We start from the raw sequence: 26,886 nt of genomic DNA on the forward strand, positions 1-26,886 counted from the left end.
ACCTGTCGCGCACCGTTCCGACGCACCCAATCGGAGCGCACGCACATATATGGAGCAGACATGACCGAACCCTTGATTCTTCAGCCCGCCAAGCCCGCAGACGCCTGCGTAATCTGGTTGCATGGCCTGGGTGCCGATCGCTACGACTTCCTGCCGGTGGCCGAGGCGCTGCAGGAAAGCTTGCTGTCCACCCGCTTTGTATTGCCCCAGGCACCGACCCGTCCGGTGACGATCAATGGTGGCTACGAGATGCCCAGTTGGTACGACATCAAGGCCATGAGCCCGGCCCGCTCGATCAGCCTGGAAGAGCTGGAAGTGTCGGCAAAAATGCTGACCGATCTGATCGAAGCACAGAAGAGAACCGGAATAGACGCTTCGCGGATTTTCCTCGCGGGCTTTTCCCAAGGTGGCGCCGTGGTATTCCACACCGCGTTCCTGAATTGGGAGGGGCCATTGGGCGGCGTCATCGCCCTCTCCACCTACGCGCCCACCTTCAGCGATGAGCTTGAATTGTCGGCCAGCCAACAACGCATTCCAACGCTATGCCTGCACGGCCAGTACGACGAGGTGGTACAGAACGCCATGGGCCGCAGCGCCTACGAGCATCTGAAAACCCGTGGTGTCACCGTGACATGGCAGGAATACCCAATGGGCCACGAAGTGTTACCCCAGGAGATACACGATATAGGGACTTGGTTGACCGCTCGCCTGGGCTGAACCCCACGTTTATGTAGCCGTATGACAGACGCACTACGCCGCGCCCGATTCTTGCATTACACTGGCCGGCGTACATTCCTTAACCAATTAATGAGATCACCGTGCTCAAAGCACTCAAGAAGATGTTCGGCAAAAGCGAGGCTGAGCCGCTCGCGCCTGTTCCCAGTGCTCCTGTCCCCACCTCCGGCAGCCGCAATGACGGTCAACAGCCAGGCCGGACTGCACCTGTCGCCCAGCCGAAGACGCCGACGGTGACACCGCCCGAACAGGCAAAACTCGAGACGCAAGCCGCACCCGCCCCCAAGCCTCGCCGGGAACGCGCGCCCAAACCGCCGGTGATCCCGTGGAAACTCGAAGACTTCGTCGTCGAGCCCCAGGAAGGCAAGACCCGCTTCCACGATTTCAAACTCGCCCCGGAACTGATGCACGCCATCCAGGACCTGGGTTTCCCGTACTGCACGCCGATCCAGGCGCAGGTCCTGGGCTTCACCCTCGCCGGCAAAGATGCCATCGGCCGTGCCCAGACCGGTACCGGCAAGACCGCCGCGTTCCTGATCTCGATCATCACCCAGCTGCTGCAAACGCCGCCGCCGAAAGAACGCTACATGGGTGAACCGCGTGCGCTGATCATCGCGCCTACCCGTGAACTGGTGGTGCAGATCGCCAAGGACGCCGCCGACCTGACCAAGTACACCGGTCTCAACGTCATGACGTTCGTCGGCGGCATGGACTTCGACAAGCAGCTCAAGCACCTCGAAGCCCGCCACTGCGACATCCTGGTGGCGACCCCCGGCCGCCTGCTGGACTTCAACCAGCGCGGCGACGTGCACCTGGACATGGTCGAAGTGATGGTGCTGGACGAAGCCGACCGCATGCTCGACATGGGTTTCATCCCACAAGTGCGTCAGATCATTCGCCAGACCCCGCCAAAGGCCGAGCGTCAGACCCTGCTGTTCTCCGCGACCTTTACCGAAGACGTGATGAACCTCGCCAAGCAGTGGACGACCGAGCCGTCGATCGTCGAGATCGAAGCGCTGAACGTCGCCAGCGAAAACGTCGAACAGCACATCTATGCCGTGGCCGGTGCCGACAAGTACAAGCTGCTCTACAACCTGGTCAACGACAACGGCTGGGAACGCGTGATGGTGTTCGCCAACCGCAAGGACGAAGTGCGCCGCATCGAAGAACGCCTGGTGCGCGATGGCGTGAATGCCGCGCAGCTGTCCGGCGATGTGCCGCAACACAAGCGCATCAAGACCCTGGAAGGCTTCCGCGAAGGCAAGATCCGCGTGCTGGTGGCCACCGACGTGGCCGGGCGCGGGATTCACATCGACGGCATCAGCCACGTGATCAACTTCACCCTGCCGGAAGTGCCGGACGACTACGTGCACCGCATCGGCCGTACCGGCCGGGCGGGGGCTGCGGGCGTGTCGATCAGCTTTGCCGGGGAGGATGACTCGTATCAGCTGCCGTCGATCGAGACGTTGCTGGGGCGCAAGATCAGTTGCGAGACACCGCCGACGCACTTGCTGCGGGCTGTAGAACGCAAACGCCCGTAAGCTGAAATGCGATAAAAAATGTGGGAGGGGGCTTGCTCCCGATGGCAGTGGCACATTCAACATCTCTGTTGACTGATCCACCGCCATCGGGAGCAAGCCCCCTCCCACATTTGGTTCTGTGTTCGGCTGGCTATTTCCAGCGATCCGCCGCAGCGTGGTCGCTGTCTCGCCCTTCCACCCAGCGCGCGCCTTCGCTGGTATTTTCCTTCTTCCAGAACGGCGCACGGGTTTTCAGGTAATCCATCACAAACGCACAGGCATCGAACGCGGCCTGGCGATGGGCACTGGCGGCGGCCACGAACACAATCGGCTCGCCGGGCTCCAGCGCACCGATACGATGCAGCACTTCGAGCTTGAGCAGCGGCCAGCGTTGCTCGGCTTCGACGGCGATCTTGGCCAAGGCTTTTTCAGTCATGCCCGGATAGTGTTCGAGGAACATGCCAGACACCTCGCGCCCCTCGTTGAAGTCGCGCACATAGCCGACAAAACTCACCACCGCGCCCACGCCCACATTCGCCGCGTGCATCGCGTTGACCTCGGCACCGGGGTCAAACGGTTCGACCTGTACACGAATGGCCATGTTCAGCCTCCGGTCACGGGCGGGAAGAACGCGACTTCATCACCGGCCTGCAACGGCTCGTCGAGAGCGCACAACTCCTGGTTGCGAGCACACATCAAGCTGGTTTCGTTGAGCACTTCAAAGCCCGGATCAGCGGCCAGCGCCTGGCGCACGGCATCGACCGTGGCGAATTCGCCTTCCATCTCAAGTGAATCCAGGCCTATTTTTTCGCTGTAACGCGCGAAAAACAGTACGTTGATGCTCATTGTCCATCCGCCTTGAAATGCCCGCTCTTACCGCCAAGCTTTTCCAGCAGGCGAATGTTTTCGATGGTCATGCCGCGATCCACGGCCTTGCACATGTCGTAGATCGTCAGCGCCGCGACGCTGGCCGCCGTCAACGCTTCCATCTCTACGCCGGTCTGCCCGGACAGCTTGCAGCGCGCGACGATGTGCACCGAGTCTGCGCCATCGGCACTCAGTTCGACCTTGACACCGGTCAACATCAGCGGGTGACACAGGGGGATCAAATCACTGGTTTTTTTCGCCGCCTGGATCCCGGCGATGCGGGCCACGGCAAACACGTCGCCCTTGGGATGGGCGCCGTCGACAATCATTTGCAGGGTCTCGGGCAGCATGCGCACCCGCGCTTCGGCCACCGCCTCCCGGAACGTCACGGACTTGTCGGTGACGTCGACCATATGGGCGCGACCTTGGGAATCGAGATGAGTTAGCACGAGGCCTCCTTGAGGCAGCAAAAAAGCTACAAGCTGCAAGCGGCAAGTGAAAAGCTCACAGGACGCACTTGCAGCTTGTAGCTTAAAGCTTGCTACTCAGAGATGCGACTCTGCGTATTCAGCCAGAATCGAGCGAGGAACCCCTTGCAGCGCGATATGCACGCCGTTCGGGAAGTCCTTGAAGCGTTCCGTCAGGTAGGTCAGCCCGGAGCTGGTCGCGGACAGGTAAGGAGTGTCGATCTGTGCCAGGTTACCCAGGCACACCACTTTGGAACCGGCGCCGGCACGGGTGATGATGGTTTTCATCTGGTGCGGGGTCAGGTTCTGGCATTCATCGATCAAAATCAGGCTCTGCTGGAAGCTGCGACCTCGGATGTAGTTGAGGGATTTGAACTGCAACGGCACTTTGCTGAGGATGTAGTCGACGCTGCCATGGGTGTTTTCGTCATCCATGTGCAAGGCTTCGAGGTTGTCGGTGATCGCCCCCAGCCACGGCTCCATTTTTTCCGCCTCGGTACCGGGCAAAAAGCCGATTTCCTGGTCCAGGCCCTGCACGGAGCGAGTGGCGATGATGCGGCGATAGCGCTTGGTCACCATGGTCTGCTCGATGGCGGCAGCCAGGGCAAGGATGGTTTTACCGGAACCGGCAGCGCCCGTCAGGTTGACCAGGTGGATGTCCGGGTCGAGCAGCGCATACAGCGCCAGGCTCTGGTAGATGTCACGCGGTTTCAGGCCCCAGGCTTCCTGGTGCAACAGGGGTTCCTGATGCAGGTCGAGGATCAGCAGCTTGTCGACCTGGATCTCTTTGATCCAGCCCACGAAGCCCTGTTCGTCGACGATAAATTCATTGATATGCACGGCCGGCAGATTGTCGATCAGTTGTACCTGGTGCCAGGTACGGCCATGGTCCTGACGGGTTTCGACCTTGCTGACACGGTCCCAGAACGAGCCGGTCATCATGTGATAACCACGGGACAGCATCGACACGTCGTCGACCAGTTGGTCGGTACTGTAGTCCTCGGCAGCGATCCCACACGCTCGTGCCTTGAGGCGCATATTGATGTCTTTGGTCACCAGCACCACGCGCAGGTCCTTGTCGCGAGCGTGCAGGTCGATCAATTGGTTGATGATTTTGTTGTCGTTCAGGTTTTCGGGCAGCAGGCTGTTGGGCTCGCTGCGCTTGCTCATCAGGATCGACAGCAAGCCCTTGGGCCCGCTTTTGCCGCGCTGGATCGGCACGCCGACCTCAACGTCCTCGGGTGACGCTTCGCCCAGGGTCTTGTCGATCAGGCGGATGGCCTGGCGGCATTCGGCAGCCACGCTGTGGTGCCCGCTTTTGAGTTTGTCGAGCTCCTCAAGCACGATCATCGGGATGGCGACGTGGTGTTCTTCGAAGTTAAGCAGTGCGTTTGGATCGTGGATCAGTACATTGGTATCAAGCACATAAAGGATTGGCTGGTCGGAAGAAGGGTTACGTCCATGATCATCCATACTCGGTCACCTTTGTGGGAGCCAGTCGACGCAATACCACAACAGTGCTGCGCCTCGATTCGACCACCGACTGCACCTGAGTGACGTCAAGCGCAGTGCCCACATGAGGAGTCTTGGAAGACGCCACCTGTGTTGCAGGTTTCGGCGATCTGACTTCGTAATACCGCAAAACCCATGACAGGAAAAAGTACTTTGACGCTTTTTTGAAGTTTATTTTTCAGGATGACGAATAGCACTAGCCGAGTGCCCCATGCACCGTTAAAGTCGGAAGTCCGCCTGCATCGAAATGTCGCACAAAATCAGCGTAAAAATGCCTCGCACCCAACAGGGCCGGGCACTTCATCCTTTTAACGAAACGCCTCCCGGCAGTCCTGCCAACCCAGCCCACTCTGCGCCGTTGCCTGCAGCAACATCGGCAGTGCTACCCGCGCCTTGTCCTGGGTGTCGTGAAACACAATCACGCCTTTGCGCCACAACAGCATCAACGTCAGCACCCGTTGCGCCGACTCATCGGCCTTGAGCTTGCCCGGCTCGTCCTGGGAATCGATGTCCCATAACGCCACCTGCAAGCCCTGGGACTGGAAGAACCCCTGGCTGTCCGCGCGCCGCTGTCCGTAAGGCGGGCGGAACAGCGGCACGTAGTTTTCCGGCATCAGGTTCTGCACCAACTGCGCGCTGCGGGTGATGGAGCCTTGCCAGTCCACCCAATGGCTGTGGGAACGGTATTGCCAGCCCTGGGTGCCGACGCACTGGCCTTGGTACAACGCCTCCACCTGCGCGGCGGAACTGCGCTCCACACGGGTTTGCAGGCTGCTGCCGAGGACAAAGAAGGTGGCGTTCATCTTCTGCTTGCGCAGGTAGTCGGCGAGCCAGTCGGTATTGCCGCTGACCGGTGCCGGACCGCCGTCGAAGGTCAGCAGGAACAGGCGGTCGTTGAACTCGTCGCCGTTGCGTTCATGGTCGCCAAAGCGCGCGACTTCGCTGCTGATCTGCGGAAACAGCGCGGCCTTGCGCAGCAGTTCGTCCAGATAACGCTCATGGAAGGCATGGCTGGGTGCAGCCCAGCCTATATAGAAAGAGTCTTCGCTGATCGCCAGCTTGCCGGCCTGCTCCCGCAGGTCGTCCATGCTCTCCACCAGGTAGCAGAACGAGGCGTCGACTTCGCAGCTCTGCTGGGCGAACGTGTAGTTCTCCAGCAGGCGCTGCCACAGCTCGCGGCGCAGGTCGTCGATGGCCGCCAAGTTGATGATCTTCAAGCCCAGGCGCTGCTTGAGTGCGGTTTCATCCTGGGATTCACTGGCCAGCAGGCTGTGGGCGAACATCAGGATTTCCGCACGCGAGGCCACATCGAACAGCGCCGGGCTGCTGAGTTTTTCCGGCCAGGTGCCACGGTCCAGGCTGGCTACATCCACCGGCGCCGCCTGGGCATTCAGGCACAGCAGGCACGCCGACAACAAAAGCGCTATTCGCACACAGGGTCTCCCTCTCCAGAGTCACCGGCCATCATAGCGGATCGCGTCTATCGCCATCATAGGTGGAGTCAAATCGCCCCAGCCCCTAGAATCCCCGCACGATTTACAGGAGACGACTTCATGCTGATGGTGATTTCCCCCGCCAAGACCCTCGATTTCGAGACCCCAGCGGTGACCCAGCGCTTTACCCAGCCACAGTACCTGGACCATTCCCAGGCGCTGATCGAGCAACTGCGCGAACTGAGCCCGGCGCAGATCAGCGAATTGATGCACGTGTCCGACAAGATCGGTGGCCTCAATGCCGCCCGCTTCGGCAGCTGGAACCCGGCCTTCACCCCGGAGAATGCCAAGCAGGCCTTGCTGGCGTTCAAGGGCGACGTGTACACCGGCCTCAACGCCGAGACCTTCAGTGATGCCGACTTCAGCTACGCCCAGGACCACCTGCGCATGCTCTCGGGCCTGTACGGCCTGCTGCGCCCCCTGGACCTGATGATGCCGTATCGCCTGGAGATGGGTACCAAACTCGCCAACGCCCGTGGCAAGGACCTGTACGCCTTCTGGGGCACGCGCATCAGTGAGTGGCTGAACGAAGCCCTGGCCGAACAAGGCGACGACGTACTGCTCAACCTGGCCTCCAACGAGTACTTCTCGGCGGTCAAGCGCACAGCCCTGAACGCGCGGATCATCAACACCGAGTTCAAGGACCTGAAGAACGGCCAGTACAAGATCATCAGCTTTTACGCGAAAAAGGCCCGGGGCATGATGAGCCGCTTCGTGATCGAAGAGCGCATCAACGATCCGACCAGGCTCAAGCAGTTCGATGTGCAGGGTTACCGCTTCAATGCGGAGCAGTCCAAGCCGGACAATCTGGTGTTCCTGCGCGATCGTGCACCGGAATAAGGCCGTACCCGCCTCTTTCAGACAATGAAATCCAAATGTGAGAGGGGGCTTGCCCCCGATTGCGGTGGTTCAGTCACGAATCTATCGACTGATGCACTGCCATCGGGGGCAAGCCCCCTTCCACATTTTTATCCGCGCTTCACGCCAAGAATCGTCATTTATTTGACGTCAAAAAATATCCCGACACATCCCTAACATTTCTTTCACTCGACATTTGCGATTTTTTTTCGTAGTGGCACCACTTTTTTAAAACACTAGTGGCACAAAACTATCCCTTCGCGCCAACTACCCGTAACTACTGGCCCAAATAGCAAGTGCTATCAATATAGTACCAGTGCCATCTTTACCTATATTTCAAGAAATTTCGGGAAACAGGATGAGCGGCCAGGAACTTCGTCCTGAAGCGCCGCTCATACCACCGGTAACGAAATTCTCTGTTTCTGTAGGAGATGACTTACAAGGCGGACCAACGGAAGTAGCGAAGTTGTCATATTCAACTTTGACTCAGTGGTCACATTACCAACCGATTAGTTGAGAGCGGCGATAAGGATCCATTGCCACGAACTATAAGGCCAAGGCTGTGCTTACCCTAATGGGTCAGTGAGACAACCCAAGGCATTGATATGTAAAGGCTTATAGCCTCTATCAAGGCCCTGCGGCACTGGCGCCAGGCCCTTCTCCCAGGAAGGCTGGCTGCATTTCAGGGCAGGCCCCAATAACAAGGCCAAGTTGCGCACAACTTGAGTGCAATAGTTAGTCACTCGTTATTCAACATGCCTGTACGCGGCAAGTCGGCGTCTATTCGCCCAACTTTCGCGGCATTTGTGACGTTTGCAAACATGAACTCCGGCCATCTAATGGCATGATTTAAATACAGAGGTAATTGCGATGCGCATCAGCATATTTGGTTTGGGTTACGTTGGCGCAGTGTGTGCCGGTTGCCTGTCTGCCCGTGGCCACGAAGTGGTCGGCGTAGACATCTCCAAGGAAAAGATCGACCTGATCAACGCCGGCAAATCGCCGATCGTCGAGCCGGGTCTGGGCGAACTGTTGAGCCAGGGCATCGCAAACGGTCGACTGCGCGGCACCACCAACTTCGCCGAAGCCATCCGTGATACTGACCTGTCGATGATTTGCGTCGGTACGCCGAGCAAGAAGAACGGCGACCTGGAACTCAACTACATCGAATCGGTATGCCGCGAGATCGGTTTTGTCCTGCGTGACAAGACCACCCGCCACACCATCGTGGTACGCAGCACCGTGTTGCCGGGCACCGTCGCCAACGTGGTGATCCCAATCCTCGAAGACTGCTCCGGCAAGAAAGCCGGCGTCGACTTCGGTGTTGCGGTCAACCCGGAATTCCTGCGCGAATCCACCGCCATCGCCGACTACGACCTGCCACCGATGACCGTCATCGGCGAATTCGACAAAGCCTCCGGCGATGTCCTGCAGTCACTGTACGAAGAACTCGACGCACCGATCATCCGCAAGGACATCGCCGTAGCCGAGATGATCAAGTACACCTGCAACGTGTGGCACGCCACCAAGGTCACCTTCGCCAACGAGATCGGCAACATCGCCAAGGCGGTCGGCGTCGACGGTCGCGAAGTGATGGAAGTGGTCTGCCAGGACAAGACCCTCAACCTGTCCCAGTACTACATGCGCCCAGGCTTCGCGTTCGGCGGCTCCTGCCTGCCTAAAGACGTGCGCGCCCTGACCTACCGCGCCGGCTCCCTGGACGTGGAAGCGCCGCTGCTCAACTCGCTGATGCGCAGCAACGAATCCCAGGTGCAGAACGCCTTCGACATCGTCGCCGGCCACGACAAACGCAAAGTCGCCCTGCTGGGCCTGAGCTTCAAGGCCGGTACCGACGACCTGCGCGAAAGCCCACTGGTCGAGCTGGCGGAAATGCTGATCGGCAAGGGCTACGACCTGAGCATCTACGACAGCAACGTCGAGTACGCCCGTGTCCACGGTGCAAACAAGGACTACATCGAAGGCAAGATCCCCCACGTGTCGTCCCTGCTCAACTCGGACTTCGATGATGTGATCAACAACTCCGACGTGATCATCCTTGGTAACCGCGACGAGAAGTTCCGTGCCCTGGCGCAGAACGCACCGCACGGCAAGCAAGTGATCGACCTGGTGGGCTTCATGTCCAAGGCCACCAGTACGACAGGCCGTACCGAAGGCATTTGCTGGTAACAGCAACGGTAAGTTTCGAGCTGCAGGCGTACCAATCCCCAGCGCTTGCAGCTCGAAGCCTTCTTCACCTTCGGATGACGCTTATGTCCAAGTTAAAACACGTACTGCTCCAATCCGCCGGCTGGCTGTTCTTTCTGAGCCTGCTGATGGGTCTCGCCCTGCTGTTGCCGGCGAGTACGTTCGACTCCGAGTCGAAGAATTTTATTTTCCTGATTGGCGCCGTCGGTATCTGGCGCTACTCGATGGGTGCTACGCATTTCTTTCGCGGCATGCTGTTCCTGTATGTGGTCTACCCGCATCTGCGCCGTAAAGTGCGCAAGCTGGGCAAGGCTGCCGACCCGTCCCACGTGTTCCTGATGGTCACCAGCTTCCGTATCGATGCGCTGACCACCGCGCAGGTCTACAGCTCGGTGATTCGTGAGGCCATCGAATGCGGCTTCCCCACCACCGTGGTCTGCTCGCTGGTGGAAATGTCCGATGAGCTGCTGGTCAAGAGCCTCTGGGAACGCATGAACCCGCCGGACCACGTCAAGCTCGACTTCGTGCGGATCGCCGGTACCGGCAAGCGCGACGGCCTGGCCTTCGGTTTCCGCGCCATCTCCCGCCACCTGCCGGACGACCGCGCGGTGGTTGCCGTGATCGATGGCGACACCGTGCTCGCCGAAGGCGTGGTGCGCAAGACCGTGCCGTGGTTCCAGCTGTTCGGCAACGTCGGCGGCCTGACCACCAACGAATTCTGCGAAGTGCGCGGCGGCTACATCATGAGCGAGTGGCACAAACTGCGCTTCGCCCAGCGCCACATCAACATGTGCTCCATGGCCCTGTCCAAGCGCGTGCTGACCATGACCGGCCGCATGTCGGTGTTCCGCGCCAACGTCGTGACTGACCCGGGCTTTATCGCCGACGTGGAAAGCGACTCGCTGCAGCACTGGCGCCTGGGCCGCTTCAAGTTTCTCACCGGTGACGACAAGTCCAGCTGGTTCAGCCTGATGCGCCTGGGCTACGACACCTTCTACGTGCCGGACGCCGCGATCCACACCGTGGAACACCCGCCGGAAAAGAGCTTTATCAAAGCCAGCCGCAAGCTGATGTTCCGCTGGTACGGCAACAACCTGCGCCAGAACTCCCGCGCCCTGGGCCTGGGTGTACGCCGGCTGGGCCTGTTCACCAGCATCGTGTTGTTCGACCAGCGCGTGTCGATGTGGACCTCCCTGCTCGGCCTGACCGTGGCAATCATCGCCACCTTCAAGTACGGCGGCGCGTTCATCCTCGCGTACCTGCTGTGGATCGGCATCACCCGCCTGATCCTGACCCTGCTGCTGTCGTGCTCCGGCCACAAGATCGGCCCGGCTTACCCGGCGATTCTCTATTACAACCAGATCATGGGCGCGTTGGTGAAGATCTACGTGTTCTTCCGCCTTGATCAACAGTCCTGGACCCGCCAGGACACCAAACTGACCCGCGATTTGGCCAGCTTTCAACGTTGGTTCAACACCTGGTCGTCTCGGACCATGACCTTCTCCGCCGGCAGCATCTTCGTTGCCGTGTTGCTGATGATGGTCTGACCCTGCCAAGCCTGAATTAACCAAGGAATTACACCGTCATGAACAGCCAAGTAAACGCCAACGTTGTCCACGAATCCGAAGCCCAGCGCCAACATGCCCGGGTCAAAATCCCGGCCAAGCTGCGCTTCTTCAACACCGACCGCACCCAGACCGAAGCACGGGTGATCGACCTCTCGGCCGGCGGCCTGGCGTTCACCGCCACCCAGCCGTTGACCGTGGGTGAAGTGCACAAGGGTCGCCTGCAATTCGTCATCGATAACCTCGGCCTGGCCATGGATGTGGAGCTGCAGATCCGCTCCTACGACCGCCAGAGCGGCCGCACCGGTTGCCAGTTCCAGAACCTCGACGCCCAGGATATTTCCACCCTGCGCCACCTGATCACCTCGCACCTGTCGGGCGACATCGTGACCATGGGTGACGTGCTGGCAACCCTGCAACGCGACAACTTCACCAAGGCGCGCAAGGTCAAGGACAGCGGCAGCAACATGAGCGCCTTCGGTCGCCTGCGCGCCGTGACGTTCAGCCTGGCGATCTTCCTCGTCGGCCTGGCAGCCTTCGGCTTCGTGTTCAAATCGGTGTACGGCATGTACTTCGTCAGCCACGCCCAGGCGGGCCTGGTCAGCGTGCCCGGCATGAACGTGACCATGCCCCGCGACGGCACCGTGCAAAGCCTGCTCAAAGGTGACGCGGTGGCGGCCAAAGGTGCACCACTGGCGACCTTCAGCACCAGCATGCTGGATGTGCTCAAAGGCCACCTGGACGAAGACCAGCTGCAGCCGGCCAAGGTCGAAGAGCTGTTCGGCAAGCAAATGACCGGCACCCTCACCTCGCCGTGCGATTGCGTGGTCGCCCAGCAACTGGTCGCCGACGGCCAGTACGCCAGCAAAGGCGACGTGATCTTCCAACTGGTGCCACGCGGCAGCCAGGCTAACGTCGAAGCTCGCTTTACCTACCGCCAGTTCGGTGACGTGCGCCCAGGCACCCCGGTGAGCTTCCAGGTGGCCGACGAAGAACAGACCCGCACCGGCACCATCGTCAGCAGCACCAGCCTGAACAGCGCCGACCTGTCCTCCGACATCCGCGTCCAGATCAAGCCTGACGCCCCGCTGGACAGCGCCTACGCCGGCCGCCCGGTGGAAGTGACCAGCGACCGTGGCCCATCCCTGAACTGGCTGATCGATAAAGCCATGGCTGCGGGTCTTTAATCATGAGCGCCCTTCGAACCCTGCCGGTGCCCCTGGCGCTGGCCATCGCCCTCGCCGGTTGTGCCGGCCTGCCCGACCAACGCCTGGCCAATGAAGCGCTCAAGCGTGGCGACACCGTCACCGCGCAGCAGAATTACCAGCAACTGGCAGAACTGGGTTACAGCGAGGCCCAGGTGGGCCTGGCCGATATCCAGGTAGGCACCCGCGATCCGGCGCAAATCAAACAGGCCGAGGCCACTTACCGTGCCGCGGCGGATACCTCGCCGCGCGCCCAGGCCCGCCTCGGTCGCCTGCTGGTGGCCAAGCCGGGCTCCACCGAAGCCGAACATCATGAAGCCGAAGGCCTGTTGAAAAAAGCCTTTGCCAATGGCGAAGGCAACACCCTGATCCCGCTGGCGATGCTGTACCTGCAATACCCCCACAGCTTCCCCAACGTGAATGCCCAGCAGCAGATCAGCAAGTGGCAGGCCGCCGGTTACCCGGAAGCCGGCCTGGCCCAGGTCCTGCTGTATCGCACCCAGGACACCTACGACCAGCATCTGGATGATGTGGAGCGCATCTGCAAGGCCGCGCTGAACACCACCGATATCTGCTATGTCGAGCTGGCCACGGTCTACCAGAAAAAAGCCCAGCCGGAAAAACAGGCCGAACTGCTCAAGCAGATGGAAGCCGGCTACAGCCGCGGCACCGTCACCGCACAACGCGTCGACAGCGTCGCCCGCGTATTGGGCGACGCCACGCTGGGCAAGACCGACGAGAAAACCGCCCAGGCCCTGCTGGAAAAAATCGCCCCCGGCTACCCGGCTTCCTGGGTCAGCCTGGCGCAACTGCTCTACGACTTCCCCGAACTGGGCGACGTCGACCAGATGATGAAATACCTGGACAACGGCCGCGCCGCCGACCAGCCGCGCGCCGAGCTGTTGCTGGGCAAGCTCTACTACGAAGGCAAGTGGGTGCCGGCGGACGCCAAGGCGGCTGAAGCGCACTTCCAGAAAGCCGTGGGCCGCGAAGTGGCTGCCGACTACTACCTCGGCCAGATCTACCGCCGTGGTTACCTGGGCCAGGTCTATTCCCAGAAGGCCCTGGACCACCTGCTGACCGCTGCGCGCAACGGCCAGAACAGCGCCGACTTCGCCATCGCCCAATTGTTTTCCCAAGGCAAGGGCACCAAGCCCGACCCATTGAATGCCTATGTCTTCAGCCAATTGGCCAAAGCCCAGGGCACGCCAGAGGCCAATGACCTGGCCACGCAGCTCGAAGCCCCGCTCACACCAGAACAACGCGCCCAAGGCCAACGCCTGGTGCAACAGGAACTGGCCGCCCGCGGCACCCTGGCCCAGAGCACGCTGCAACTGCACGCCCTGGAAGAAGAAGACGGCGAGGAATCCCTATGAAGCTCAATCCATTCGTGCAGGCCGGCATCGGCCTGACCTTCGCCCTGCTGTGGTCGTGCCCGACCCTGGCCGCGCTGACCGAAGCCAAGAACTTCGGCCTGGAAGTCAAAGCCACCGCGCAGTCCGAAGATGACCGCGACCTCGGCACCCAGAAAGGCGGCGACGTCAACGGCATCGGCCTCGACCTGCGCCCGTGGATCTACGGCGAAAGCGGCAACTGGAGCGCCTATGCCATGGGCCAGGCGGTGGCTTCGAGCGACATCATCGAGACCGACACCCTTCAACAGTCGGCGGATGACGAAAACCAGCAAACCACCAACAACGACCGCAAGACCAAGAAAAACTACCTGGCCATGCGCGAGTTCTGGGTCGGCTACAGCGGCTTCACGCCCTACCCCGGCGAGATCCTCAAGCTCGGTCGCCAACGCCTGCGCAATGACGACGGCCAATGGCGCGACACCAACATCGAAGCGCTGAACTGGACCTTCGACACCACCCTGCTCAAGGCCAACGTCGGCGCCGCCGAACGTTTCAGCGAATACCGTACCGACCTCAAGGAACTGTCGCCCAAGGATAAGGACCGTCAGCACCTCTACGCCGACGCGTCCTACCAGTGGACGCCGGGCCAGTGGATCGGCCTGCGTGGCCACCACACCCATGACAACGGCAAGCTCGACTACCCGGAACCGGGCGTCGCCACCGACTCCCTGGACAAGCGCGAGAACGGCGACCTGACCTGGCTCGGTATCGAAGCCAACAGCGACGCCTACAACTGGCGCAACACCAACACCGTCAACTACTGGGCCAGCATCACCGGCATGAAAGGCGACCGCGACTCGGTCAATGCCTTGAACGCCGACGGCACCCGTCCGACAGAGGCCAAGCGCAGCGATGACGTGAGTGGCTGGGCGACCGATCTGGGTATTCGCCTGCGTCTGGACCCGCAATGGCAAGTGGGTGCGGCCTATGCCCGCGCCAGTGCCGAGTACGAGCAGAACGGCCTGCAAAGCAACCGTTCGAACTGGACCGGTACCCAGTCCCGCGTGCACCGTTTCGGCGAAGCGTTTCGTGGCGAGATGAACAACATGCAGTCCATGAGCCTGTTCGGTTCCTGGCAGCTGCGTGAGGACTACGACGCCAGCCTGGTGTACCACAAGTTCTGGCGCGTCGACGGCAACAAGCCGGTGGGCAGCAATGGCATTGACGCCGTGCAGAACAACACCGATGACGTCACCGGCGCGATCCTGTCCAGCACTTCCCTGCCCCTTGAAGACGGCAAGAAAGACCTGGGCCAAGAGATGGACCTGGTCGTCACCAAGTACTTCAAGACCGGCCTGCTGCCCGCCGCGCTCAGCCAGTCAATCGACGAGCCGTCGGCCCTGGTGCGGTTCCGTGCCGGTGTGTTCAAGCCAGGTGATGCCTATGGCAGCCAGGTCGACTCGTACATGCATCGCGCGTTTGTCGACGTGATCTGGAAATTCTGATGGGAGCCTGCGCAATGAATGCTCAAAGCCTACTCGTCGCGGCAATGCTGATGGCCAGCGCCACAGCGTTTGCCGATACGGCGGCCAAGGCGCCGACCATCGCCAAGGAACTGCAACAGGCCAAGACCTACACCATTTCCAGCCCGCCGACCGCGCCGCTGGAAATGGCCAAGCCGGCCCTGCCTGACCTGTCGGGTTATACCGCCGCAGCGATGGAAAAGAAGATCGTACGCACCAGGCCCGGCAAGATCAGCATCCGTCGCATGATGCAGGAAGACGCCCTCAAGGACTTTATCGGCGGCGACAACAAGATGGCCGAATGGGTGGTGCGCCAGCACGGCATTCCCCAGGCGATCTTTGTCGACGACGGCTACATGAACCTCAAGGACCTGCTGGGCAAAGTGCCCAAGCAGTACTTCAGCGAAACTTCGCCGGGCGTGTTCCTGGCCAAGTTGCCGATCGTGGTCGGGCGCAAGGGCATCCTGGACATCGATAAAAACACCCAGGAGCTGCGCCTGTCCCAGCAGGCCGGTTCGTTCCTGATCAACGACGGCCAGTTGTTTGTGCGTGACACCAGGATCACCGGTTGGGACGAAAAAGCCAATGGCCCGGCGCTGTTCAAGTCGCCCAAGGAGTTCCGCCCGTTCCTGCTGGCCTGGGGCGGCACCGAGACCTACGTTTCCAAGACCAAGATGGCAAGTTTCGGCTATGCCAACAGTAAGTCGTATGGGGTGAGTATTTCCCAGTACACGCCGAACATGGCCAAGGTGCTCAAGCGCCCTGAGCCGACCGGCTGGATCATCGATTCCGAGTTCTCGGACATGTGGTACGGCTTCTACTGCTACGAGACCACGGGCTTCGTGATCAAGGGCAATACCTACAAAGACAACATCGTCTACGGCATTGACCCCCATGACCGTTCCCACGGCCTGATCATCGCGGACAACACCGTCTACGGCACCAAGAAGAAGCACGGCATCATCATTTCCCGTGAGGTGAACGACAGCTTCATCTTCAACAACCGCAGCTACGACAACAAGCTTTCGGGCCTGGTGATCGACCGTAACAGCGTGAACAACCTGATCGCCGACAACGAGATCTACCGCAACCACACCGACGGCATCACCCTCTATGAGAGCGGCGACAACCTGCTGTGGGGCAACAAAGTGATCAGCAACCGTCGCCACGGCATCCGCGTGCGTAACAGCGTGAACATCAAGCTGTACGAAAACACCTCGATGGCCAACGGCCTGACCGGCGTGTACGGCCACATCAAGGATTTGACCGACACCGACCGCGACATCGCCCTCGACCCGTTCGACGCCAAGGTCTCGCTGATCGTGGTCGGCGGTGAACTGGCGGGTAACGGCAGCGGGCCGCTGTCCATCGACTCGCCACTGAGTATCGAGCTGTACCGCGTATCGATGCTGGCGCCGACCAAATCCAGCGGCATCAGTTTCTCCGGCGTGCTGGGCGATCGTCAGGAAGAAATTCTCGACCTGCTGGTGCGCCAGCAGAAAGCCGTGCTGATCGACCCTGTCGAACGCCAGACCGAAATGCAGGACTGAGGATGACCCTTATGCACCCACACATGATCAAACTGCTGAGCCTCTCGGGTCTGACCCTCGGCCTGCTCGCAGCCAGCCAGGGCGTGCGCGCCGACGAAATCAAGGCCCCGACCTTCACCGCCGAACCCTGCTGCAGCCTGTGCCCGGCCGCCCATGACGCGAAAAACTACACCACGCGCTACCAGCAGAACTTCACCACCCTGGTGCAAGCCCAGGGCGACTGGCTGTTCCGTACCCAGGAAGACCTACGCACCGAATTCGACACCAGCCCGGCCGGCTACAAGCGCATGCAACAACTGCACGACGCGTTCAAGGCCAAGGGCGTGGAACTGGTGGTGGTCTACCAGCCGACCCGTGGCCTGGTGAACCGCAACAAGCTCAACCCCGCGGAAAAAGCCTCGTTCGATTTCGACAAGGCCCTGGGCAACTACAAGACCATGCTCGGCCGTTTCGCCAAGATGGGCTACGTGGTGCCGGACCTGTCACCGTTGACCAATGAGCAACTGCCGGACGAACTGCCGGCCCACGACTTCTACTTCCGCGGTGACCAGCACTGGACCCCGTACGGCGCCCAGCGCACGGCGAAAATCGTCGGTGCCAAGGTGCGTGCAATGCCTGAGTTCGCCGATATTCCCAAGCGCGAATTCGAGACCAAACGCTCCGGGCGCATGGGCAAGACCGGCACCCTGCACAACATGGCCGGGCAATTGTGTGGCACCAGCTACGCGATCCAGTACATGGACCAGTTCACCACCGAGCCGAAAGGCGAAGCCGGTGACGGCGACCTGTTCGGCGATTCGGGCAACCCGCAGATCACCCTGGTGGGCACCAGCCACAGCGGCAAGAACTACAACTTCGCCGGCTTCCTGGAACAGGAAATCGGTGCTGACATCCTCAACGTCGCCTTCCCCGGCGGCGGCCTGGAAGGCTCGATGATCCAGTACCTGGGCAGCGACGAATTCCAGAAGAGCCCGCCGAAAATCCTGATCTGGGAATTCTCGCCGCTGTATCGCCTGGACCAGGAGACCATCTACCGCCAGATGATGGCGCTGCTCGACAACGGCTGCGAAGGCAAGAGCGCGCAGATGAGCGCCAGCACCACGTTGAAACCCGGCAAGAACGAATTGATGGTTAACAGTTCGAATAAAGACCTGCGCAACGCCAACCATCAGGTTGATATCCGCTTCGCCGACCCCTCGGTGAAAACCTTGCAAGCCACCCTCTGGTACATGAACGGGCGCCACGAGGACATCAAGATCGAGAAACCCGAAACATCCGATACAGACGGGCGTTTCGCCTTTGAACTGCGCACCGATGAAGACTGGGCCTCGCAGAACTTGCTGGCCGTGGAAGTGCAGGGCCCCGAAGCGGGCGCTGCCGCGCAGAAGGTCGAAGCGAAAATTTGCACACGCAACGTATTCCCAGCGGGCGGTCAACAGACCGCCTCGACGCCGTGAAATAAGCGTGCAATGAGGTTACTTATGCAGAAGTTATGGATTCCATCGTTGCTGGGCCTGGCGATCTTCGCCGGTGCAGCCAACGCCGCCGCCCCGCTGCGTCCGCCCCAGGGCTACTTCGCACCGATTGAAGCGTTCAAGACCGGCGACTTCAAGGAAAACTGCGACACCATGCCGACGCCCTACACCGGGCCTCTGCAATTTCGCAGCAAGTACGAAGGCTCCGACAAGGCCCGTTCCACGCTGAATGTTCAGTCGGAAAAAGCCTTTCGCGACAGCACCGCCGACATCACCAAGCTGGAAAAAGACACCAGCAAGCGCGTGATGCAATTCATGCGCGACGGTCGCCCGGAGCAGCTCGAATGCACCCTGAACTGGCTGGTGTCGTGGGCCAAGGCCGATGCGTTGATGTCCAAGGACTTCAACCACACCGGCAAGTCCATGCGCAAATGGGCCTTGGGCAGCATGGCGTCGGCCTATGTACGCCTGAAGTTCTCCGACTCGCACCCGTTGGCCAACCACCCGCAGGAATCGCAACTGATCGAAGCCTGGTTCAACAAACTGGCCGATCAGGTGGTCAGCGACTGGGACAACCTGCCGCTGGAAAAAACCAACAACCACTCCTACTGGGCCGCCTGGTCGGTGATGGCAACCTCCATCGCCACCAACCGTCGCGACCTGTTTGACTGGGCCGTGAAGGAATACAAGGTCGGCGTGAACCAGGTCGACGACCAAGGCTTCCTGCCCAACGAATTGAAGCGTCAGCAACGCGCCTTGTCGTACCACAACTACGCCCTGCCGCCGCTGGCGATGATCGCCAGTTTTGCCCTGGTCAACGGTGTTGACCTGCGCCAGGAAAACAACAGCGCACTCAAGCGCCTGGGCGACAAAGTGCTGGCCGGGGTCAAGGACCCGGAGATCTTCGAACAGAAGAACGGCAAGGAGCAGGACATGAAGGACCTGAAGCAGGACATGAAATTCGCCTGGCTCGAACCCTTCTGCACCCTCTACACCTGCGCACCGGATGTGATCGAGCGCAAGCACGGGATGCAACCGTTCAAGACCTTCCGCCTGGGGGGTGACCTGACCAAGGTCTACGACCCGACGCATGAAAAAGGCAACAAAGGTAGCTAAGGCTGAATGGATTACCTGTAGTGAGCGGGCTTGCCCCGCGCTGGGCTGCGAAGCAGTCCTAATCGATCCGCCGCCGTGTGCCAGGCATACCGCGGTGTAGGGTTTTGGGGCGGCTTCGCCACCCAGCGCGGGGCAAGCCCGCTCACTACAAAAGCTGCATCGCCGCCCATGAAGTTGTGGGGGGTTTGGGGGGGCTGCGGCCCTTGACTGTTGGTTAAACATGGAGAGATCGGGATGGTTTTCTCGTCCAATGTGTTCCTGTTTCTGTTCTTGCCGATCTTTCTCGGCTTGTACTACTTGAGCGGGCAACGCTATCGCAACCTGCTGCTGCTGTTGGCCAGCTACGTGTTCTACGCCTGGTGGCGAGTGGACTTCCTGGCGCTGTTCGCCGCCGTCACGCTGTGGAACTACTGGATCGGCCTCAAGGTCGGTGCCGCCGGCGTGCGCACCAAGCCGGCCCAACGCTGGCTGCTGCTGGGCGTGGCGGTCGACCTGTGCATCCTCGGCTACTTCAAGTACGCCAACTTCGGCGTCGACAGCATCAACGTCATGATGAAGTCGGCCGGCCTGGAGCCGTTCATCCTCACCCACGTGCTGCTGCCGATCGGGATCTCGTTCTACATCTTCGAGTCCATCAGCTACATCATCGACGTGTACCGTGGCGATACCCCGGCGACCCGCAATCTCATCGACTTCGCGGCGTTCGTGGCGATCTTCCCGCACCTGATCGCCGGCCCGGTCCTGCGTTTCCGCGACCTGGCCGACCAGTTCAACAATCGCACCCACACCCTCGACAAATTCTCCGAGGGCTGCACGCGGTTCATGCAGGGCTTCATCAAGAAGGTCTTCATCGCCGACACCCTGGCGGTGGTGGCCGACCACTGCTTCGCCCTGCAAAACCCCACCACCGGCGATGCCTGGCTCGGCGCACTGGCCTACACCGCGCAGTTGTACTTCGACTTCTCCGGCTACAGCGACATGGCCATCGGCCTGGGCTTGATGATGGGTTTCCGCTTCATGGAAAACTTCAAGCAGCCGTACATCAGCCAGTCGATCACCGAGTTCTGGCGGCGCTGGCACATCAGCCTGTCCACCTGGCTGCGTGACTACCTGTACATCACCTTGGGCGGCAACCGTAAAGGCACGCTGACCACCTACCGCAACCTGTTCCTGACCATGCTGCTCGGTGGCCTGTGGCACGGTGCGAACATCACCTACATCGTGTGGGGTGCCTGGCACGGCATGTGGCTGGCGATTGAAAAAGCCATCGGCCTCAACACCGCACCGCGCAGTTTCAATGTCCTGCGCTGGGCCTTCACCTTCCTGCTGGTGGTGATGGGCTGGGTGATCTTCCGCGCCGAAAACCTCCACGTCGCCGGCCGTATGTACGGTGCGATGTTCAGCTTCGGCGAGTGGTCGCTGTCGGAACTCAACCGCGCCAACCTCACCGGCCTGCAAGTCGCGACCCTGGTGGTGGCGTACGCAACATTGGCGTTCTTCGGCCTGCGCGACTTCTACACCAACCGCCCTGCCGAGAAAACCAAGCCGGCCGACCCGAGCCTGATCAAGGCCGTGCCGGGCGACAACCCGGGCAGCATCCACGAGCCAGGTTTCACCGTTGGCCGTGACGCTGCCGTGCAACCGGCCTACTGGACTGCTGACTGGCCACGCTACGCCATGCGCGCTGCAGTGCTGCTGCTGTTCGTGGCGTCGATTCTCAAACTGTCGGCGCAGAGTTTCTCGCCGTTCCTTTACTTCCAATTCTGAGGGAGCCGACCATGACCCGTTCATTACGCGTCCTCTATATCGGCCTGTTCCTGGTGCTGCTGCTGGCCCTGGGCGCCTGGTCGCTGCGCAGCTTCCTGGACTTTCGCACCAACGCCGACGCGACCGTGCTCAACGGTCGCTGGACCAAGGCCGTCGAGACCCATTACGACGAGGAGTTCCCGATCAAGCGATTGGGCACCAACCTCTGGGCCGCGCTGGACTACAAGCTGTTCAATGAAGGCCGCCCTGGGGTGGTGCTGGGCCGCGATCACTGGTTGTACAGCGACGAGGAGTTCAACCCCGCCGTCAACGAAGACCAGAACCTTCAAGGCAACTACGCGCTGGTCGAAGGCGTGCGCCAGAAGCTCAAGGCCCAGGGCATCCAACTGGTGATGGCGATCGTGCCGGCCAAGGTGCGCCTGTACCCGGAACACCTGGGTGAAGTGAAACCGGCGAGCATCCACGCCAACCTGTACCAGGACTTCCACGCCCGTGTGGCCGCCGACAAGATCATCGCCCCGGACCTGCTCGGCCCGCTGCAACAGGCCAAGCTGAGTGGCAAGCAGGTGTTCCTGCGCACCGACACCCACTGGACCCCGGACGGCGCCGAAATCGCCGCCAAGCAGTTGGCTAAAACCATCGCCGACAAGACCCCGCTCCACGGCGAGCCGCAGCGTTTTGTCACCGAGGCCGAGAAGACCGAGCCGCATAAAGGCGACCTGCGTCTGTTCCTGCCCCTGGACCCGCTGTTCGAAAACCTGATGCCACCGAAAGAGCCGCTGGAAAAACGCGTCACGCACCTGGCCGAAACCAAAGGCGACGACGCGCTGTTCAGCGACAGCGAAACCCCGGTGGCGCTGGTGGGCACCAGCTACAGCGCCAACCCCAACTGGAACTTCGTCGGCGCCCTCAAGCAAGCCCTGGGCAGCGACGTGGTCAGCTACGCCGAAGACGGCCACGGCCCGATCCTGCCGATGCTCAGCTACCTGAAAAGTGACGACTTCAAGAACAGCCCGCCACAGGTGCTGATCTGGGAGTTTCCTGAACGTTATCTGCCCGTGAACAACGAAATCGGTGATGCCGACCCATCGTGGGTTGCGCAACTTAAACAAGCCGGTTCGCGCCAACAAAACATGGCACTGAACACCCCAGCTAAAAACCCAAAATCCGAGACGCCCGACCGGGCGCAAAACTGAAAGAGAGGTAACTCACATGACTTTCACTACTACTCCGCGTCGTCTCGCTAAGACTCTGGCCCTGGCTGCCGGTATGAGCTTGGTATCCCTGTCCGCCTTCGCCGGTGACGCTGCCTTGTACGGCCCAGTCGCACCGAAAGGCTCAAGCTTCGTGCGTGTCTACAACGCCTCCAACCAGGAAGTCAGCGCCACTGTCGGCAGCACCAACCTCAGCGACGTGGCCCCGCTGGCCAGCAGCGACTTCAGCTTCATGCCCGGCGGCGACTACAGCGCCAAGGTCGGCAGCCAGACCGTGCCGGTCAAGCTCGCCCCGGACCACTACTACACCCTGGTCAACAACAACAGCGGCCAGCCACAGCTGATCGAAGAACCGCCGTTCAAGAACAAGCAGAAATCCCTGGTGCGCGTGCAGAACCTCAGCGACAAGGCCCTGACCCTGAAGACCGCCGACGGCAAGACCGACGTGGTCAAGTCGGTGGCTGCCAAAGGCCGTGGCGAACGTGAAATCAACCCGGTGAAGGTGAGCCTGGCGTTGTATGACGGCGACAAGAAAGTCGGCGACGTGAAGCCAGTGGCCCTGGAGCGTGGTGAGGCAGCGGTGCTGTACGTCACCGGTTCGGGTTCGAGCATTTCGCCAGTCTGGGTAAAACGCCCGGTGTCGACCCGCTGAATGAATTTTCCGGGTCGGCTTCGGCCGGCCCGGACACGAGACAAAAACAAGAGTGAAACGACAAACCTTCGTAGCTCTGACCCAAATTGATTCAAGGAGAAACACATGATCCCAGTAATCCTTTCCGGTGGTAGCGGCTCACGTCTTTGGCCGCTTTCCCGTAAACAGTTCCCAAAACAATTCCTGGCCCTGACCGGCGAGCACACGCTGTTCCAGCAAACCCTGGAACGCCTGGTGTTCGAAGGCATGGACGCCCCGATCGTGGTCTGCAACAAGGACCATCGCTTCATCGTCAACGAGCAACTGGCCAACCGTAAACTGGAGTGCCAACGCATCCTGATGGAACCCTTCGGCCGCAACACCGCGCCGGCCGTGGCCCTCACCGCGATGATGCTGGTCAACGAAGGCCGTGATGAACTGATGCTGGTCCTGCCGGCCGACCACGTGATCGACGACCAGAAAGCCCTGCAACGCGCCCTGGCCCTGGCCACCGTGGCCGCCGAGCGTGGCGAGATGGTGCTGTTCGGCGTGCCGGCGACCCGTCCGGAAACCGGCTACGGCTACATCAAGTCCACCAACGATTCGCTGCTGCCCGAAGGCGTGAGCCGCGTACAGCAATTCGTGGAAAAACCCGATGAAAAACGCGCCGTCGAGTTCGTCAAAAGCGGTGGTTACTTCTGGAACAGCGGCATGTTCCTGTTCCGCGCCAGCCGCTTCCTGGAAGAGCTGAAAAAGCACGATCCGGACATCTACGACACCTGCGTGCTGACCCTGGAGCGCAGCCAGCAAGACGCCGACACCGTGACCTTCGACGAAGCCACCTTCGCCTGCTGCCCGGACAACTCCATCGACTACGCCGTGATGGAAAAAACCCAGCGCGCCTGCGTGGTGCCGTTGAGCGCCGGCTGGAGCGACGTGGGTTGCTGGGCTTCGCTGTGGGCGGTCAACGATAAAGACGCCAACGGCAACGTCACCAAGGGCGACGTGGTGATTCAGGACAGCAAGAACTGCATGATCCACGGCAACGGCAAGCTGGTATCGGTGATCGGCCTGGAAAACATCGTCGTGGTGGAAACCAAGGACGCGATGATGATTGCCCACAAGGACAAGGTCCAGGGTGTCAAGCAGATGGTCAACACCCTCAACGAACAGGGCCGCAGCGAAACCCAGAACCACTGCGAAGTCTATCGTCCGTGGGGCTCCTACGACTCGGTGGACATGGGCGGCCGCTTCCAGGTCAAGCACATCTCGGTCAAGCCGGGCGCGTGCCTGTCGCTGCAGATGCACCACCACCGCGCCGAACACTGGATCGTGGTCAGCGGCACCGCCGAAGTCACCTGTGACGAGAACGTGTTCCTGCTCTGCGAGAACCAGTCCACCTACATCCCGATCGCCTCGGTGCACCGCCTGCGCAACCCCGGCAAGATCCCGTTGGAGATCATCGAAGTGCAATCGGGCAGCTACCTGGGCGAAGACGATATCGAGCGGTTTGAAGATATCTACGGGCGCTCGACGCCGGTTGAACGCGGCGTTTCGGTGAAAACTATCGCGCAGTAAAACAGTCGTACAAGAAGCCCTCACCCAGCCCATTGCGTCCCCTATCCGCAGTGGGTTGGGTGGGGGCTTTTTGTTTGGGATTTGCGCTGGCTATCAGGGCCTCATCGGGGCATGGGTATCTACACAACTTCCAGTGAATACGGAATCTATGGCAATCAGGCTTCTGTGGTGAGCGGGCTTGCCCCGCGCTGGGCTGCGAAGCGGCCCCTAAAACGTTCACCTCGACTGATTCTGGCACTCTGCGGTGACCTTATTGGGGCTGCTGCGCAGCCCAGCGCGGGGCAAGCCCGCTCACCACAGAGTTATGTGTCAGCCTTTAAGAGTTGTGTAGATACCTATGCTCATCGGGGGCAAGCCCACCACAGCACTCAAGGTAGCCAATCCCACCTACGCTTAAGTTAGGATGCTCGTTCCCTACTCGAGGTGGTCTCCATGTTCTTCGGCGTTCTACTGATCATCACCTGGCTGATCCTCCTGCTGCGCTACCCGGCCAAGGCATTGCCGGTATCGTTGGCCGCTGCCGTCGGCCTGGGTCTTGTCGCGGTGTGGGTGGTGTGGCTGGACAACCGCGAAGCCTCGCAACTGGCGCGCCTGGAACTGCGCATCACCTACGCCCCGCAGGAATGCCCGGCCGACCGACCACTCAAGCTGACCCTGAACAACGGCAACGACGTCCCCCTCACCGAACTGCGCTGGCGCGTCGCCGCCTATGCGCCGGGCGATACGGTCAACCTGGCCGACAACGTCTATGCTGCCCCGCGCTATCGCGGCCCCGGCGAGTTGCAGGCCGGCGCCACTTGGGACGACTGCCTGCCGACCCCGCCCCTGCGCCCCGGCTACCGCGCGCAAACCCTGGAATTTCGCGCCGAGCACCTGCAAGGCAGCTTCTCGGACTGACAAAGGACTGATCCATGCCCAACGTACTCATCACCGGTTGCTCCAGCGGTATTGGCCGCGCCCTGGCCGAGGCCTTCAAATCCGCCGGTTTCAACGTGTGGGCCAGCGCCCGCCGCCCGGAAGACGTCACCGCCCTCGCCGCCGCGGGTTTCAATGCCGTCGAACTCGACGTCAATGACAGTGCCGCTTTACAGCGCCTGGCCGAACAACTGGGAGAGCTGGATGTACTGATCAACAACGCCGGCTACGGCGCCATGGGCCCGCTGCTCGATGGCGGCACCGAGGCGATGCAGCGCCAGTTCGAGACCAACGTATTTTCCATCGTCGGCGTGACCCAGGCGCTGTTCCCTGCCCTGCGCAAGCGCAAAGGGCTGGTGGTGAATATCGGCAGCGTTTCCGGCGTGCTGGTCACGCCGTTTGCCGGCGCCTACTGCGCGTCCAAGGCGGCGGTGCATGCGTTGAGTGATGCACTGCGCATGGAGCTGGCGCCGTTTGGCATCCGAGTGATGGAGGTCCAGCCCGGCGCCATCAATACGAGTTTTGCCAAAAACGCCGGCGCCCAGGCCGAGCTGTTAATCAACGAAAAATCGCCGTGGTGGCCGTTGCGCGAGGGCATTCGCGCACGCAGCCAGGCCTCTCAGGACAAGCCCACCCCGGCCGGCGTGTTTGCAGCGGATGTGCTCAAGGCCGTGCAACAACCACAGCCGCCGCGCCTGTTACGCTCGGGCAATGGCAGCCGGGCGTTGCCGTTGATGGCCGCGTTGTTGCCCAAGGGATTATTGGAAGCCGTGTTGAAAAAACGCTTTGGTTTGAATGGGAGTTTGTAAATGATCGACTACAGCGATTTTTTTGAAGAAGTGATCCAGACCCACGTCGAGATCGAGCAATGGTTTGCCGGGGTTGCGCCAGAAGGCACCCTGCAAAGCCTGCTTGCGCGCTTCTCGCCCGAGTTCAGCATGATCGCCCCCGCCACCGGCACACGCGTCAATGCAGCCGGGGTCAACGCGCTGTTCACGCGCCTGGGCGGCATGCGCCCGGGCTTGAAAATCACCTTGAGTGAAATGGCTGGGATTGACCGGCATGCGCGCGGCGCAACGGTGACTTATCGCGAACATCAGATCGATGCCAGCGGCACACAGACGGATCGCCGTGCGACCGTGGTGTTTGAGAAACAGGCCAGTGGTGCACTGCTGTGGCGTCATCTGCATGAGACTTTTGTGCCTCAGGCGCGCAGCCAATAATGGCCAACTAGCACCTGTCAGATCTGACAGTAGACGCGGTATCACACCAAGACCAGACTGAAAACGTCGCCCGGCTTGAACACACGAGGTATCCACGCGGCAGACTTTCCTC

The 26,886-nt window shown here is 60.8% G+C and carries 23 protein-coding genes; 18 read left to right on the plus strand and 5 right to left on the minus strand.

Features of this window, described 5'->3' with window-relative positions:
- Nucleotides 1-60: 60 nt before the first annotated feature.
- Nucleotides 61-717, plus strand: a complete 657-nt coding sequence (locus BFQ01_RS03350) for an alpha/beta hydrolase (protein ID WP_027604717.1) — start codon at nucleotides 61-63, stop codon at nucleotides 715-717.
- A gap of 95 nt (nucleotides 718-812) precedes the next feature.
- Nucleotides 813-2,276, plus strand: a complete 1,464-nt coding sequence (gene rhlB, locus BFQ01_RS03355) for an ATP-dependent RNA helicase RhlB (protein WP_074843967.1) — start codon at nucleotides 813-815, stop codon at nucleotides 2,274-2,276.
- 130 nt (nucleotides 2,277-2,406) lie between these two features.
- On the opposite strand, the gene moaE is transcribed toward rhlB, so the two are convergent.
- The 5 genes from moaE to BFQ01_RS03380 all read right to left on the minus strand — a co-directional run bounded on the left by moaE (nucleotide 2,407) and on the right by BFQ01_RS03380 (nucleotide 6,534).
- Nucleotides 2,407-2,856 (minus strand): molybdopterin synthase catalytic subunit MoaE, encoded by a 450-nt coding sequence (moaE, locus tag BFQ01_RS03360; protein ID WP_065924226.1) that lies wholly within the window; start codon nucleotides 2,854-2,856, stop codon nucleotides 2,407-2,409.
- A gap of 2 nt (nucleotides 2,857-2,858) precedes the next feature.
- Entirely contained in the window at nucleotides 2,859-3,101 is a 243-nt protein-coding gene (gene moaD / locus BFQ01_RS03365; protein ID WP_027604720.1) for a molybdopterin converting factor subunit 1, read from the minus strand.
- Entirely contained in the window at nucleotides 3,098-3,571 is a 474-nt protein-coding gene (moaC, locus tag BFQ01_RS03370) for a cyclic pyranopterin monophosphate synthase MoaC (protein ID WP_027604721.1), read from the minus strand. Before moaC ends, moaD begins: the two co-directional genes overlap by 4 nt.
- 96 nt (nucleotides 3,572-3,667) lie before the next feature.
- Complete coding sequence (locus BFQ01_RS03375) at nucleotides 3,668-5,062, minus strand: PhoH family protein (protein ID WP_005785025.1); 1,395 nt, start codon at nucleotides 5,060-5,062, stop codon at nucleotides 3,668-3,670.
- 347 nt (nucleotides 5,063-5,409) lie between these two features.
- The gene (locus BFQ01_RS03380; protein WP_065924227.1) at nucleotides 5,410-6,534 is read right to left on the minus strand and encodes a polysaccharide deacetylase family protein; all 1,125 of its coding nucleotides are present in this window, start codon (nucleotides 6,532-6,534) and stop codon (nucleotides 5,410-5,412) included.
- Between the two features lie 120 nt (nucleotides 6,535-6,654).
- Here BFQ01_RS03380 and yaaA point away from each other — a divergent pair, with 120 nt between their 5' ends.
- The 16 genes from yaaA (at nucleotide 6,655) to BFQ01_RS03460 (ending at nucleotide 26,774) form a co-directional block, all read left to right on the plus strand.
- The gene (gene yaaA, locus BFQ01_RS03385) at nucleotides 6,655-7,434 is read left to right on the plus strand and encodes a peroxide stress protein YaaA (RefSeq protein WP_065924228.1); all 780 of its coding nucleotides are present in this window, start codon (nucleotides 6,655-6,657) and stop codon (nucleotides 7,432-7,434) included.
- Between the two features lie 888 nt (nucleotides 7,435-8,322).
- Nucleotides 8,323-9,639: a nucleotide sugar dehydrogenase gene (locus BFQ01_RS03390; protein WP_065924229.1), complete on the plus strand. Its 1,317-nt coding sequence runs from the start codon at nucleotides 8,323-8,325 to the stop codon at nucleotides 9,637-9,639.
- An 83-nt stretch (nucleotides 9,640-9,722) separates the two neighbouring features.
- Entirely contained in the window at nucleotides 9,723-11,204 is a 1,482-nt protein-coding gene (gene alg8 / locus BFQ01_RS03395) for a mannuronan synthase (RefSeq protein WP_161985711.1), read from the plus strand.
- Between the two features lie 38 nt (nucleotides 11,205-11,242).
- The gene (locus BFQ01_RS03400) at nucleotides 11,243-12,409 is read left to right on the plus strand and encodes an alginate biosynthesis protein Alg44 (RefSeq protein WP_065924230.1); all 1,167 of its coding nucleotides are present in this window, start codon (nucleotides 11,243-11,245) and stop codon (nucleotides 12,407-12,409) included.
- Nucleotides 12,410-12,411: 2 nt separating this feature from the next.
- The gene (algK, locus tag BFQ01_RS03405; protein WP_027604727.1) at nucleotides 12,412-13,803 is read left to right on the plus strand and encodes an alginate biosynthesis TPR repeat lipoprotein AlgK; all 1,392 of its coding nucleotides are present in this window, start codon (nucleotides 12,412-12,414) and stop codon (nucleotides 13,801-13,803) included.
- Nucleotides 13,800-15,287 carry an alginate export family protein gene (locus tag BFQ01_RS03410; protein WP_065924231.1) on the plus strand — a complete coding sequence of 496 codons (1,488 nt, stop codon included), beginning with the start codon at nucleotides 13,800-13,802 and terminating at the stop codon, nucleotides 15,285-15,287. Before algK ends, BFQ01_RS03410 begins: the two co-directional genes overlap by 4 nt.
- Complete coding sequence (algG, locus tag BFQ01_RS03415) at nucleotides 15,287-16,855, plus strand: mannuronan 5-epimerase AlgG (RefSeq protein WP_065924232.1); 1,569 nt, start codon at nucleotides 15,287-15,289, stop codon at nucleotides 16,853-16,855. The genes BFQ01_RS03410 and algG overlap by 1 nt, the downstream gene beginning before the upstream one ends.
- Nucleotides 16,856-16,866: 11 nt before the next feature.
- Entirely contained in the window at nucleotides 16,867-18,312 is a 1,446-nt protein-coding gene (locus tag BFQ01_RS03420; protein WP_065924328.1) for an alginate O-acetyltransferase, read from the plus strand.
- 24 nt (nucleotides 18,313-18,336) lie between these two features.
- A complete protein-coding gene (locus BFQ01_RS03425) occupies nucleotides 18,337-19,446 on the plus strand; it encodes a mannuronate-specific alginate lyase (RefSeq protein WP_141691240.1) in 1,110 nt (369 codons plus the stop codon).
- A gap of 234 nt (nucleotides 19,447-19,680) precedes the next feature.
- The gene (locus BFQ01_RS03430; RefSeq protein WP_065924234.1) at nucleotides 19,681-21,213 is read left to right on the plus strand and encodes an MBOAT family O-acyltransferase; all 1,533 of its coding nucleotides are present in this window, start codon (nucleotides 19,681-19,683) and stop codon (nucleotides 21,211-21,213) included.
- 11 nt (nucleotides 21,214-21,224) lie between these two features.
- The gene (locus tag BFQ01_RS03435; protein WP_065924235.1) at nucleotides 21,225-22,409 is read left to right on the plus strand and encodes an alginate O-acetyltransferase; all 1,185 of its coding nucleotides are present in this window, start codon (nucleotides 21,225-21,227) and stop codon (nucleotides 22,407-22,409) included.
- A 16-nt stretch (nucleotides 22,410-22,425) separates the two neighbouring features.
- The gene (locus tag BFQ01_RS03440) at nucleotides 22,426-23,079 is read left to right on the plus strand and encodes an alginate O-acetyltransferase AlgF (protein WP_065924236.1); all 654 of its coding nucleotides are present in this window, start codon (nucleotides 22,426-22,428) and stop codon (nucleotides 23,077-23,079) included.
- Nucleotides 23,080-23,184: 105 nt separating this feature from the next.
- Nucleotides 23,185-24,636, plus strand: a complete 1,452-nt coding sequence (locus tag BFQ01_RS03445; protein WP_065924237.1) for a mannose-1-phosphate guanylyltransferase/mannose-6-phosphate isomerase — start codon at nucleotides 23,185-23,187, stop codon at nucleotides 24,634-24,636.
- A gap of 432 nt (nucleotides 24,637-25,068) precedes the next feature.
- On the plus strand, nucleotides 25,069-25,533 hold the full coding sequence (locus tag BFQ01_RS03450; protein ID WP_027604736.1) for a hypothetical protein: 465 nt from the start codon (nucleotides 25,069-25,071) through the stop codon (nucleotides 25,531-25,533).
- 14 nt (nucleotides 25,534-25,547) lie between these two features.
- Complete coding sequence (locus BFQ01_RS03455; protein ID WP_065924238.1) at nucleotides 25,548-26,360, plus strand: SDR family oxidoreductase; 813 nt, start codon at nucleotides 25,548-25,550, stop codon at nucleotides 26,358-26,360.
- The gene (locus BFQ01_RS03460; RefSeq protein WP_065924239.1) at nucleotides 26,361-26,774 is read left to right on the plus strand and encodes a DUF4440 domain-containing protein; all 414 of its coding nucleotides are present in this window, start codon (nucleotides 26,361-26,363) and stop codon (nucleotides 26,772-26,774) included. It begins immediately after the preceding gene.
- Nucleotides 26,775-26,886: the final 112 nt, after the last annotated feature.

Source organism: Pseudomonas sp. 8 R 14 (genome assembly GCF_900005955.1).
Classification (GTDB): Bacteria; Pseudomonadota; Gammaproteobacteria; order Pseudomonadales; family Pseudomonadaceae; genus Aquipseudomonas; species Aquipseudomonas marginalis.

What these genes read in the sequence shown, in the direction of transcription:
- BFQ01_RS03440 (WP_065924236.1), top strand. Translation starts at nt 22,426, where the DNA reads ATGACTTTCACTACTACTCCGCGTCGTCTCGCTAAGACTCTGGCCCTG.
- BFQ01_RS03450 (WP_027604736.1), top strand. Translation starts at nt 25,069, where the DNA reads ATGTTCTTCGGCGTTCTACTGATCATCACCTGGCTGATCCTCCTGCTG.
- BFQ01_RS03390 (WP_065924229.1), top strand. Translation starts at nt 8,323, where the DNA reads ATGCGCATCAGCATATTTGGTTTGGGTTACGTTGGCGCAGTGTGTGCC.
- algG (WP_065924232.1), top strand. Translation starts at nt 15,287, where the DNA reads ATGGGAGCCTGCGCAATGAATGCTCAAAGCCTACTCGTCGCGGCAATG.
- BFQ01_RS03410 (WP_065924231.1), top strand. Translation starts at nt 13,800, where the DNA reads ATGAAGCTCAATCCATTCGTGCAGGCCGGCATCGGCCTGACCTTCGCC.
- BFQ01_RS03445 (WP_065924237.1), top strand. Translation starts at nt 23,185, where the DNA reads ATGATCCCAGTAATCCTTTCCGGTGGTAGCGGCTCACGTCTTTGGCCG.
- yaaA (WP_065924228.1), top strand. Translation starts at nt 6,655, where the DNA reads ATGCTGATGGTGATTTCCCCCGCCAAGACCCTCGATTTCGAGACCCCA.
- BFQ01_RS03460 (WP_065924239.1), top strand. Translation starts at nt 26,361, where the DNA reads ATGATCGACTACAGCGATTTTTTTGAAGAAGTGATCCAGACCCACGTC.
- BFQ01_RS03350 (WP_027604717.1), top strand. Translation starts at nt 61, where the DNA reads ATGACCGAACCCTTGATTCTTCAGCCCGCCAAGCCCGCAGACGCCTGC.
- BFQ01_RS03455 (WP_065924238.1), top strand. Translation starts at nt 25,548, where the DNA reads ATGCCCAACGTACTCATCACCGGTTGCTCCAGCGGTATTGGCCGCGCC.
- BFQ01_RS03435 (WP_065924235.1), top strand. Translation starts at nt 21,225, where the DNA reads ATGACCCGTTCATTACGCGTCCTCTATATCGGCCTGTTCCTGGTGCTG.
- alg8 (WP_161985711.1), top strand. Translation starts at nt 9,723, where the DNA reads ATGTCCAAGTTAAAACACGTACTGCTCCAATCCGCCGGCTGGCTGTTC.
- BFQ01_RS03375 (WP_005785025.1), bottom strand. Translation starts at nt 5,062, where the DNA reads ATGGATGATCATGGACGTAACCCTTCTTCCGACCAGCCAATCCTTTAT.
- BFQ01_RS03430 (WP_065924234.1), top strand. Translation starts at nt 19,681, where the DNA reads ATGGTTTTCTCGTCCAATGTGTTCCTGTTTCTGTTCTTGCCGATCTTT.
- algK (WP_027604727.1), top strand. Translation starts at nt 12,412, where the DNA reads ATGAGCGCCCTTCGAACCCTGCCGGTGCCCCTGGCGCTGGCCATCGCC.
- moaE (WP_065924226.1), bottom strand. Translation starts at nt 2,856, where the DNA reads ATGGCCATTCGTGTACAGGTCGAACCGTTTGACCCCGGTGCCGAGGTC.
- BFQ01_RS03420 (WP_065924328.1), top strand. Translation starts at nt 16,867, where the DNA reads ATGCACCCACACATGATCAAACTGCTGAGCCTCTCGGGTCTGACCCTC.
- moaD (WP_027604720.1), bottom strand. Translation starts at nt 3,101, where the DNA reads ATGAGCATCAACGTACTGTTTTTCGCGCGTTACAGCGAAAAAATAGGC.
- BFQ01_RS03425 (WP_141691240.1), top strand. Translation starts at nt 18,337, where the DNA reads ATGCAGAAGTTATGGATTCCATCGTTGCTGGGCCTGGCGATCTTCGCC.
- BFQ01_RS03400 (WP_065924230.1), top strand. Translation starts at nt 11,243, where the DNA reads ATGAACAGCCAAGTAAACGCCAACGTTGTCCACGAATCCGAAGCCCAG.